This window comes from Archangium sp. (assembly GCF_036388035.1).
Lineage (GTDB): Bacteria > Myxococcota > Myxococcia > Myxococcales > Myxococcaceae > Archangium.
Window position 1 is genome coordinate 1 of sequence record NZ_DASVSO010000737.1, and the last position, 8340, is coordinate 8340.

Sequence of the window (8340 nt, forward strand, 5' to 3'; positions counted from 1 at the left end):
GTCTGGATGCTCTCCCAGGACGGCCGTCCCAAGGCCCAGGCGGCCTTCAAGGCCCGCGCCACCGCGCCCTACTACGTGCGCGTGAGCCACTCGCCCGTGGACCCGTCCGCCGCCACCGGCGCCTACTCGCTCAACGTCGTCTCGCTGGGCCAGGATGACTACGGCGACACCTCGGGCGAGGCCACCACCCTCGTCCCGGACGTGGTCGGCACCCAGAACCCGACCAACCGCACCGGCAACCTCCAGTACGCGCAGGACGAGGACTGGATCGCCCTCGCCGTCACCCAGGGCACCAGGTACCGCATCGAGTTCGACACCAGCCGCTTCGTCCCCGCGCTGGCCGGCTTCACCCGCGAGAACACGAAGGAGCCGTTCCTCACCGCGAGGAATTCGCCCGTGGAGATCGTGGCGGCCACCACCACCACGCTCTACATCGCCTTCTACGCGCCCAACGGCGAGACGGGCGGCTTCGGCTTCCGGGTGCTGCGCTACAACAACTAGCGCAGCGTGATGACGTCCTGGTCCAGCAGCTGGACCAGGACGCGCAGCGTGTCCAGCCGGGGCATGCCGGACACGGAGAAGAGGGCCTCGCAGCTCATCCTCCCGTCCAGCCGCGACAGCACGAAGCCCGCGCGCGGATCCAGCTTGAGCTGCATCAGCTCCTTGGGCGACATCCGCACCGTGGGCACGCGCTTGAGGTCTCCCAGCTTCGCCTCCAGCGCCGCCTGCTGCTCGCGCACGCAGCGCTCGCGGGCCACCGCCAGCCTCGGGTCGCCCGGGGCGAGTTCCTCGGCCTTGCGCAGCAGATCCATCGCACTCGACACGTCTCCCAGCGCGAGCAGATCCTCTACGCCGAGCAGCAGCGTGGGCACCCCCTGGCGCGGGGCCGCCTGGGGCGCGGGCCGCGGCACGTACACCGGCAGCACCGACGGCACGGGCGTGAGCGCCTTCGTCGCCGCGGGCCGAGCGGGCGCGACCGGCTTCACCGCCACCGGCGGCTGCACGGCCTCGGCGTCGTCCTCGGCGAGGAAGTTCAGCACGTCGGCGGTGATGTGGCTGCCCTGCACGGAGACGCCGGAGCCCTCGCCCACCGCCTCCTCGTCCAGCAGGACGATGCTCACCTCCGCCTGGGGCTGGGGCGAAGGCATGAGGGAGATGGACATGGGGCGCACCGCGGGCACGGGCGCGGAGGCGCGGGCCGCGCTGCTCTTCGCGAGCCACTCCTGCGCCCGGCGGTTGGTCGGATCGTGAGCCAGGGCGCGCATGAACAGGCGCCGGGCGCCCTCGTCGTCGCCCCCCAGGCGCAGCCAGAGGCCCGCCTCGATGAGCTGATTGGCTCGGAGGACGTCATGACTCGGGCCCGGGTCGATTCCAATGGCGGCTTGTGGCGCGATCATCGGACCTCCAGAACGGAGCCCTTTCGGGGGAACTCAGGAAAGCGCTTCAACTTGCGCAAAATCCTAAGTCCCTCACCCGACTGCGTCAAACACTATTGGCGTAGTTTTTCAGAGGAGAAGCAACCGTTCAGACGCCAACCGACTTCTCGAATTTCGAGATTCGGAGAGAACACTCGCCGCCGAGGCGCACTCCCAGGAAGTGAGAGTGCGCCCCAGGGAGCGGGCGGTGCTCAGGCCTTCAGCGCGCGCTCGAGGATGCGCACGCCCTGGTCGATCTCGTCGTGCGAGACGACGTAGGCGGGGGCGAAGCGGATCGTCTTCTCGCCGGCCGCGTTGCACAGCAGGCCGAACTCACGGCACTTGGCGATGAAGGCGGCGGAGTCCTGGAAGAGCTCCACGCCGATCAGCAGACCGCGGCCCCGCACCTCCTTGACGACGGTGGGCATGCGGGCCTGCAGCTCCCGGAGGCGGGACAGGAAGTACTCGCCCTTCTGCGCCACGTCCTTGAGCATCTGGGGCTCGGTCACCTTGCGGACGACGACGTTGGCGGCGGTCGCGGTGATGAGGTTGCCGCCGAAGGTGGAGCCGTGGGTGCCCGCCACGAGGCTCTTGCCGGCCTCCTCGGTGCACAGCATGGCGCCAATGGGCAGGCCGTTGCCGAGCGACTTGGCCAGGCTGATGCCGTCCGGGCGGATGTCGTCGTGCTGGTAGGCGAACATCTTGCCGGTGCGGCCCATGCCGGTCTGGATCTCATCCACGAGCAGCAGCAGGCCCTGCTCGTCGCACAGGGCGCGCAGGCCCTTGAGGAAGCCCACGGGCGCCACGCGCACGCCGCCCTCGCCCTGGATGGGCTCCACGAGGATGGCGGCGGTGTGCGGGTTCACCGCCTTGCGCACCGCGTCCAGGTCCCCGTAGGGCACGTGGGTGAAGCCGGCCGGCAGGGGCTCGAAGCCCTTCTGGTACTTGGTCTGACCGGTGGCGGTGACGGTGGCCAGCGTGCGCCCGTGGAAGGAGTTCTGGAAGGTGATGATCTCGTAGCGGTCGGCGTGGCCGCGGTCCTTCTGGACCTTGCGGGCCAGCTTGATGAGGGCCTCGTTGGCCTCCGCGCCCGAGTTGCAGAAGAAGGCGCGCTGCAGGCCCGAGGCGGCGGTGAGCCGGGCGGCCAGGTCGATCTGCGGCTCCGAGTAGAAGACGTTGGAGACGTGCCAGAGCTTCTCGAGCTGGGCGCGCACCGCGACCACCACCTCCGGGTGGCAGTGGCCGAGCGCGCACGTGGCGATGCCGCCGAGCAGGTCCAGGTACTCGCGGCCATCCGCGTCCCAGACGCGCGAGCCCAGCCCGCGCTCGAGCACGAGGGGCTGCTGCTTGTAGTTCTGCAGCAGGTGGGCCTTGGCCTTCTCCATCCACTGCTCGCTCTTGCCAGTGGTGGGAGAGGTCTGGGGAAGGGTCTCGGTCTTCGCGGTGGTCATGGTCGGGGTCTGGGGCACGGTGGTTCGCTCCCTCGGTGAACTAGAGAATGTAGCGCGACAGGTCCTCGTCCTGGACGACCGCGGCCAGGCGCTCGCGCACGTAGGTGGCATCGATCTGCAGGTCCCGGGGGCCCTGCTCACTCGCGGAGAAGGATACCTCATCGAGCAGCCGCTCCAGCTCCGTGTGCAACCGCCGCGCACCGATGTTTTCGGTGCGCTCGTTGACAGATTGCGCAATGCGGGCGATCTCCGTGATGGCGTCATCGGAGAAGTTCAACCGTACTCCCTCCGTGGACAGCAGCGCGGTGTACTGGCGGATGAGCGAGTTGCGAGGCTCGCGGAGGATGCGCACCAGGTCCTCGCCGCTGAGCGGCTCCAGCTCCACGCGGATGGGGAAGCGGCCCTGCAACTCGGGGATGAGGTCGCTCGGCTTGGAGACGTGGAAGGCCCCCGCGGCGACGAAGAGCATGTGGTCCGTCTTCACCTGCCCGTACTTGGTGTTGACGGTGGAGCCCTCGACGATGGGGAGGATGTCGCGCTGGACGCCCTCGCGGGACACGTCCGGGCCGCCACCCTTCCCGCCCCCCTCGCGGCTGGCGATCTTGTCGATCTCATCGATGAAGATGATGCCGCTGGTCTCGGCGCGCACGAGCGCCTCGCGGGTGACGCGGTCGTTGTCCACCAGCCGCGCGGCCTCCTCCTGCTCCAGCAGCTTCAGGGCCTCGGGGGCACGCACCTTGCGCTTCCGGGTGCGGCTCATGCCCGGCATGTTCTTGAAGAGATCCTGCAGGTTGACGCCGATCTCCTCCATGCCCTGGCCGGAGAAGTTGCGCAGGAAGGTGGGAGCGCCGCTCTCGGAGGTCTCCAGCTCCACCTCCTGGTCGTCGAGCGTGCCGGCGCGCAGCTGGGCCCGGAGCTTCTCGCGCTCCATGTCCCCGAGGCGGGGCGCGGCGGGAGTCGGTGGGGGCGCCATGAAGCCGAGTCCCCCGGACGGACGCGAGGGGGCCTGCCCGTTGAGGAGCTGGGCCAGCCGGTCCTCGGCGATCTCCAGGGCGCGGGCGCGCACCTTCTCCACCTCCTCGTCCCGCACGAGCGCGATGGCGGCCTCGACGAGGTCGCGCACCATGGACTCGACATCGCGGCCCACGTAGCCGACCTCGGTGAACTTGGAGGCCTCCACCTTGACGAAGGGGGCCTGGGCGAGCTTCGCCAGCCGGCGGGCGATCTCCGTCTTCCCCACGCCGGTGGGGCCGATCATGATGATGTTCTTGGGGTGGATCTCATCGCGCAGGTCCTCGGGGACCTGCTGGCGGCGCCAGCGGTTGCGCAGGGCGATGGCCACGGCGCGCTTGGCGGCGTTCTGTCCGACGATGTAGCGGTCCAGCTCGCCCACCACCTCGCGGGGGGTGAAGGCGGGGATCTTGCGTGGGTTGCTCACGGTGAAGTCCCTCAGAGCTCTTCGATGGTGACGTTGGAGTTGGTGTAGACGCAGATGTCGGCGGCGATCTGCATGGCGTGCGTGGCCACGTCGCGCGCGGGCAGCTGCGTGTGCGCCATGAGGGCGCGGGCGGCGGCGAGCGCGAACGAGCCACCGCTGCCCACGGCGGCGATGCCGTAGTCGGGCTCGATGACGTCGCCCGCGCCGGAGAGGATGAAGGTCTTCTCGCGGTCGGCGACGACGAGCAGGGCCTCCAGCCGGCGGAGGAAACGATCGGTGCGCCAGTCCTTCCCGAGCTCCACGCAGGCGCGGGCCAGGTTCTTCTGGTGCTCCTTGAGACGGGCTTCGAAGCGCTCGAAGAGGGTGAAGGCGTCGGCGGTGCTGCCCGCGAAGCCGGCGAGGACGGAGCCGTCACCGATGCGGCGGACCTTCTTCGCGGTGTTCTTCATGATGGTCTTGTCGAGACTGACCTGACCGTCACCCGCGATGACGACTCTTCCCTCTCGGCGCACGCAGAGGATGGTGGTGCCGTGGAACATGGCTGGGGGTTTAACAAGGGCAAGCGGGCGTTTCCATGATTCACGGACTGCCTGTTCGCCCCCGCACCTTCCCCGGGAACGGATTCAGGCCGGGAACAACTGCCCGCGCAGATCCTCGAGCCCGCGTGGCGAGCACAGCTCGGGCGAGAAGAGGATGTCGAGCGCACGCTGGGCGAGCTCCACGGCGGGTGCGGCGGCGAGCACCCGACCACACTCCTCGAGCTGCTCACGCATCAGGCCGATGTCGCCGTACAGCTCGGCGAGCTTCACGCGGTCCTCCACGGACAGGTCGCGCTTCATCTCCGCGGTGAGCTGGCGCAGTTCCACCGTGGTCCCGTCCGATTTCTGCACCGAGGGCTCCGGCTCGAGCTCGTCCTCCTCCTCGGAGAGGAGCGGCCAGATGTCCGTCAGCTTCAGGGGGGCCGTCACCAGCAGGTGGCCCACGCGCCGGATGCATGACTGGCATGCGGAGCCATCGAAACGAGGCAGGTACAGGGCGGGAGCTGCTCCAGCACCACAGAGCAGGCAGGTGGCCACGGCGGCGGGGGGGGTGGGCTCCATGGGTTTCACGGGTAACGTCCTCCTTCAGCGGGCGCCAGTTCTCTCGTGCTCCACCCCTGGCGATTGTTCGCCCAGAGGGCAGGCCGCTCCCCTCGCGGCATCAGGCCCGGGGGTGTGCCGCGTCGTAGACGGCCTGGAGCTGCTCCCAGCTCACGTGCGTATACCGCTGCGTGGTGGAGAGGCTCGCGTGGCCCAGCAGCTCCTGGATGCTGCGGATGTCCGCCCCGCCCCCGAGCAGGTGCGTGGCGAACGAGTGGCGCAGCGCGTGCGGGCTCACCTTGCGCTGCAGCGCGCACTGCAGCACGTACGTGTCCAGGTGCCTGCCGATGCTGCGCGGCGTCAGCCGGCCGCCCTGGTAGTTGAGGAACACCGCGTCCGCGTCCTGCTTCGGCCGAGGCTCCGCGAGCAGCTCGCCCCGGCGCGCCAGGTACGCCTCCAGCGCGCGGATGGCCTGCGCGTTCACCGGCACGAGGCGCTCCTTGCTGCCCTTGCCCATCACCCGGACGATGCGCCCACCGCGGTCCACGTCCAGCAGGTTCAGCCCGCACAGCTCGCTGATACGCAGGCCGCCGCCGTAGAGCATCTCCAGGATGGCCTTGTCCCGCAGGCCCAGCACCGTCTTCTGCGACGGCATCTCCAGGATGGCGAACATCTCGTCGACGGGGAGCACCTTGGGCAGGCTCTTGGGCAGCTTGGGGCTCTTCACCAGCTTGGCCGGGCTGCCCGGCAGCAGCTTCTGCCGCACGAGGTACTTGTAGAAGCTCTTGATGCTCGCGAGCCGCCGCGAGCGGCTGGACGCCGCGTGCTCCACCGCCAGCGTGCCGAGGTAGCCACGGATGGCCGCGTGCGAGGCCGCCAGCAGCGACAGCTTCATGCGCTCGACGAGGTAGCGCTCGAAGTCCACCAGGTCGATCATGTAGTTGCGCACGGTGTGCGGGCTCGCGCCCTTCTCGTCTTCGAGATGGACGCGGAACTTTTCCAGCAGCGGCGACAGCGGCTCCTTGCTCATGGGCGGCTCCAGCGTAGACGTCCCTGGGCCGCCCGCAAGCTTCTCACGGCTTCGCAGGCGCCACGTACACGCCGGCGTTCGAGCCCTTCAGGATGTACACGGCCAGCGAGTCCTCTGGGCCCGCGAAGTACGCCGGCACCTGCACGCCCTGGTCGAGCGTCTTCCGCGCCTGCGTCTTCACGTCGTACACGGCCACGTCGTAGGCGTCCGAGTCGATCCGCGCCGAGGTGGCCAGCACCCGATTGCCGTCCCCGGACAGCTTGTAGCTGAAGATGCCCTGCATCCACGTGCGCGGCTGGGCCTGCTCGGCCAAGGGCAGGTCCAGGGCCTTGAAGTCGCACGAGCGGCCCTCGCGGATGCAGTTCGAGCGGAAGATGAGGGCCTTGCTCTCCGGGGTGAAGCCGTAGCCGAAGACGCCCGGGTGGGCCTTCTCCGCCTTCTCCGCGCCCACCCGGTAGAGCATCAGGTCCACCGAGTAGATGGGCTTGAGGAAGCGCGAGAGGAACGCCACGTGCGTGCCATCCTTGCCCCAGACGAAGTTGGGCACGCGGCTGCCCACCAGCTTCGGCTCGCCGTCCGGCAGCGTCACCACGCCCATCAGCCCCGCGCCCGCCGGCAGGTCGTACTTCGCCAGGAAGCCCAGCGCCTTCGAGTCCGGCGAGAAGGAGGGATCCTTCACGCGCTCGCCCACCTTGCGTCCCGGCTCGCCCGAGGCCGGGCCCACGAACAGGTCGCCCAGCAGCTCCGGCTTCGAGCCCTCGGTGCGCGCCAGCCACCGCGAGTCCGGCGAGAAGGCGAACGCCGACGTCCCCGTGGCCACCTTCCGGCCCGTCAGCGCCGGCAGCTCCGCCACGTACAGGTCATAGGTGCCGGGCACCGCCGTGCTGCGCACCTGGTACGCCACGCGCTTGGAGTCCGGCGACAGCACGTAGTCGCCCACCTGGTCCGCCAGCTTGCGCGGCTCGGCCTGCTTGCCCGGCTCACCCTCCACCGCGATCGCCAGCAGCCCGCCAGCCGCCGCCAGCTTGCGCTTGATGAACAGCATCGTGCCGTCCGGCGAGAAGCCCGCCGTGGACACCTCGCCCGCCACCTGCCGGAAGGGGCCCGCCGGCAGCGCACCCAGCTTCAGCACCCCGCCGTCCACGAAGGCCAGCTTCGTCCCGTCCGGGCTCGGCAGGAAGTACGACACCGCGTCGCCGAGCTTCTGGGGCTCGGCGGTGGGCTCGGTGAGCGCCAGCACGTGCAGCGCGCCGGACTGGTTCGCCAGGTTGTACCCGGTGAGGTACACCACGTGCTTCGAGTCCGGGGTGAAGAGCAGGCCGCCGGGCACGTTGGTCACGCCGTCGCCCAGCCTGCGCGGCACGCCGCCCGCCACCGGCACCACGTACAGCGTGCCCAGTCGCATCTGCGGAGGAATGCCCTCCACCGTCGGCTTGTGCGTCTTCTGCAGGTACGTGGCGAACTGCCCGTCCTCGGTGATGCGCAGGTCCTCCGCCGGGCCCTCGGCCAGCATCACGCCCTGCCCGCCCACGGCCGCTCCGGCCCGGGCGCTCCCCTTCCCTTCACTCCCCTTCGCGTCGCCGCGCTTGCAGCCCACCAGCGCGAGCGCCATCAACGCGCCCGCCACCACGGTTCGTCGAAGCATCATGCGGTCCTCTGGAGCTCCTTGGCGGGCGGCACGCTCGGCAGCCACGTGGCGAGGTCCGCCCGTGCCCGCTCCGCGTAGCGCGCCCGCTTGTCCGCCTTCTTCACCCGCCCCGGCAGCGGCGGGAACAGCCCGAAGATGACGTTGGTGGGCTGGTAGTCGTAGTCCGCCGGGTGCGCCTCGCCCGTCACGTGCCGGTAGAGCGACCCCATCGCCGTGGTGGCCGGCGGCGGGACGAACTCCTGTCCCGTCAGCCGCGCGTACACCGCCAGCGCCGTCAGG

8 protein-coding genes and 1 pseudogene are annotated in these 8340 nt (G+C 69.8%); 1 reads left to right on the forward strand and 8 read right to left on the reverse strand.

The annotated features are described in order from the left end of the window. The coding region (locus tag VF697_RS30330) for a hypothetical protein (protein ID WP_331100366.1) at nucleotides 1–501 on the forward strand (501 nt) is incomplete at its 5' end. Here the strand turns inward: VF697_RS30330 and VF697_RS30335 are convergent. From VF697_RS30335 to gid, 8 genes and pseudogenes are all read right to left on the reverse strand, one after another. After that, nucleotides 498–1397: a hypothetical protein gene (locus VF697_RS30335; RefSeq protein ID WP_331100369.1), complete on the reverse strand. Its 900-nt coding sequence runs from the start codon at nucleotides 1395–1397 to the stop codon at nucleotides 498–500. The two genes, VF697_RS30330 and VF697_RS30335, sit on opposite strands and share 4 nt — an antisense overlap. A gap of 230 nt (nucleotides 1398–1627) precedes the next feature. After that, a complete protein-coding gene (locus tag VF697_RS30340; protein ID WP_331100380.1) occupies nucleotides 1628–2866 on the reverse strand; it encodes an acetylornithine transaminase in 1239 nt (412 codons plus the stop codon). Nucleotides 2867–2906: 40 nt separating this feature from the next. Further along, nucleotides 2907–4304, reverse strand: coding sequence for an ATP-dependent protease ATPase subunit HslU (hslU, locus tag VF697_RS30345; RefSeq protein ID WP_331100371.1), 1398 nt, complete (start codon nucleotides 4302–4304; stop codon nucleotides 2907–2909). Between the two features lie 11 nt (nucleotides 4305–4315). Then, nucleotides 4316–4843 (reverse strand): ATP-dependent protease subunit HslV, encoded by a 528-nt coding sequence (gene hslV, locus VF697_RS30350; RefSeq protein WP_331100373.1) that lies wholly within the window; start codon nucleotides 4841–4843, stop codon nucleotides 4316–4318. Nucleotides 4844–4927: 84 nt separating this feature from the next. Further along, the gene (locus VF697_RS30355; protein ID WP_331100375.1) at nucleotides 4928–5413 is read right to left on the reverse strand and encodes a hypothetical protein; all 486 of its coding nucleotides are present in this window, start codon (nucleotides 5411–5413) and stop codon (nucleotides 4928–4930) included. A 91-nt stretch (nucleotides 5414–5504) separates the two neighbouring features. After that, nucleotides 5505–6413, reverse strand: a complete 909-nt coding sequence (locus tag VF697_RS30360) for a tyrosine recombinase XerC (RefSeq protein ID WP_331100377.1) — start codon at nucleotides 6411–6413, stop codon at nucleotides 5505–5507. A gap of 43 nt (nucleotides 6414–6456) precedes the next feature. Beyond that, nucleotides 6457–8061: a gliding motility protein gene (locus tag VF697_RS30365; RefSeq protein ID WP_331100378.1), complete on the reverse strand. Its 1605-nt coding sequence runs from the start codon at nucleotides 8059–8061 to the stop codon at nucleotides 6457–6459. Beyond that, nucleotides 8058–8340, reverse strand: a pseudogene (gene gid, locus VF697_RS30370) (methylenetetrahydrofolate--tRNA-(uracil(54)-C(5))-methyltransferase (FADH(2)-oxidizing) TrmFO); the annotation flags it as partial. The gene VF697_RS30365 and the pseudogene gid, both read right to left, overlap by 4 nt.

What these genes read in the sequence shown, in the direction of transcription:
- VF697_RS30365 (WP_331100378.1), bottom strand. Translation starts at nt 8,061, where the DNA reads ATGATGCTTCGACGAACCGTGGTGGCGGGCGCGTTGATGGCGCTCGCG.
- hslV (WP_331100373.1), bottom strand. Translation starts at nt 4,843, where the DNA reads ATGTTCCACGGCACCACCATCCTCTGCGTGCGCCGAGAGGGAAGAGTC.
- VF697_RS30340 (WP_331100380.1), bottom strand. Translation starts at nt 2,866, where the DNA reads ATGACCACCGCGAAGACCGAGACCCTTCCCCAGACCTCTCCCACCACT.
- VF697_RS30335 (WP_331100369.1), bottom strand. Translation starts at nt 1,397, where the DNA reads ATGATCGCGCCACAAGCCGCCATTGGAATCGACCCGGGCCCGAGTCAT.
- VF697_RS30360 (WP_331100377.1), bottom strand. Translation starts at nt 6,413, where the DNA reads ATGAGCAAGGAGCCGCTGTCGCCGCTGCTGGAAAAGTTCCGCGTCCAT.